The 1786-nt window shown below is 58.8% G+C and carries 2 protein-coding genes; both read left to right on the top strand.

All coding sequences use genetic code 11. The annotated features are described in order from the left end of the window. Positions 1 to 122: 122 nt before the first annotated feature. Positions 123 to 746, top strand: coding sequence for a DUF3304 domain-containing protein (locus tag J7024_RS36860; RefSeq protein WP_175762217.1), 624 nt, complete (start codon positions 123 to 125; stop codon positions 744 to 746). Between the two features lie 42 nt (positions 747 to 788). Next, the coding region (locus tag J7024_RS36855) for a T6SS phospholipase effector Tle1-like catalytic domain-containing protein (protein ID WP_234746046.1) at positions 789 to 1786 on the top strand (998 nt) is incomplete at its 3' end.

The raw sequence follows: 1786 nt of genomic DNA, 5'->3' as shown, positions 1-1786 counted from the left end.
AAGCGAATTCATGTCATTTGCGAGAGTGGTCTGAATCCGGTCGATGGGTATTTCAACGGCCTGTTAAGGCGGCCCGGGGCGGAGCAGCCCTGGTGCCCCGTTAAACCGTAGACCTATTCACGATGACAGACCGATTTTCCCGTTATGGGCGACGTACGATCCAGACCATCGCCCTTATTGCCGTGTTTGGCCTCGGCGCATGCGATAAGCATCCTGGCGCCGTGGCGCAACAACTCGACTTGGCGAACCTGCCGACGCACTACGACACGCTCGGCGCAAGTTCATTGACGCTGAACTACACCCCTTGGTACATCCATCAGTGGGGGATCGAGGGACCCGATGGGTCAGGGGTGACTGGCGGTGGCCCTAATGTATGGCCGGCGGGAGCGGACGGCAAGCCGTCCGGCGGCGGTGCTGAAACGTGTTGCAGCGACATCCCTACAGCATGGCAGCCGGATCTGAGGCTGACGGTGCGCTGGCTGGTCGACAAGAAGCAGGACGGGAAGACACCGGGGTACTGGTACAAGGCCGAGAACGTTCGGATACCGAAATATGGGCGAGTGATGGGAGGCCTGTGGGCCGTCTTCCTGCCGGGTGACCGGGTTCGCATCATGGTAGCGGACGGCCAGAAAGGGGATGCTAACGACCCTGGCATACGCCCCCCGGACAACGATCCGTACATCGCGCACGGTGTGGTGGATCAGGAATGGAACCGGTTATACCGTGACGGAGGAAACACACAATGAGCGTCAAATGGGCCGACCCCATGCCCCAGGGGGGGGCGTCTGGTGGGCAGCGTCACGGCGTTGAGGAAAGGGCGCGCGCTGGTTTGCGACGCATTGATGTCCTGCCCCCAGACGCTCCACATCACGCTCTTCTTTGACGGCACGAACAATAACGACGTGCAGACCAATCCGTTACGGGATTCGCTCGCTCGCACGCATAGCAACGTTGCTCGACTTTACAGCGCGGCACAGGATAAGAATGAAGAAGGAATATTTCGTTTCTATATTCCAGGCGTAGGTACGCCGTTCAAGGAAATTGGCGAGTTGACGTACTCGACCGATGGTAAGTCGATGGCAAAGGGTTTCGGCAGTCGGTGCGTGTGGGGCTACACGAGAGTGCTCAATGCCATTTACAAGGCCATTGCTACGGACAAGACCCGATTTCTGATTCCGGATGACAAAGCCAACGACATTTGCGCAGCCGTAGCCGATGGCCACAAACTCCCGCTGGTCGGCTGCACCGATCGACTGGGTCTCGCCCATAAGCAGGCCGTCGATGAGGGACGATATCCGCAGACGGTCAAGCAGATCTGGATCAACGTGATCGGCTTCTCGCGGGGGGCGGCATCCGCGCGCGTCTTCGTGAACAAGCTGATGAATGAATGGGCACCGAATGGGCGGATTGGCTACCAGACTGGCAAGTATGCACTGAACTACAAGGTCAACTTCGTCGGTCTTTTCGATACGGTTGCCTCCGTTGGACCACCCGACTCGACGCGCGCAACCGTGGACTTCGGCGCATTCGACGGGCACTTCGCATTCGCTGACGACGGCCGGCTTAATATCCCGAAGGATGTGCGATTTTGTTATCACGCGTTCTCGGTACATGAGCAACGCATGAGTTTCCCGCTTGACTCGATCCGCAACGGGGACAGCTACGGTGGCGGCATTCGTGAAGAGGTGGCCTATCCAGGCGTCCATTCAGACGTGGGTGGCGGTTACGCCCCCAACGAACAGGGCAAAGGAGGAGCCACGTCGAAAGCGAATGACGACAGCCACAA

It is taken from the genome of Burkholderia sp. WTPI3 (genome assembly GCF_021483755.1).
Taxonomy (GTDB): Bacteria; Pseudomonadota; Gammaproteobacteria; order Burkholderiales; family Burkholderiaceae; genus Burkholderia.
This window is presented reverse-complemented; position numbering and strand designations above follow the sequence as displayed.

What these genes read in the sequence shown, in the direction of transcription:
- J7024_RS36860 (WP_175762217.1), top strand. Translation starts at nt 123, where the DNA reads ATGACAGACCGATTTTCCCGTTATGGGCGACGTACGATCCAGACCATC.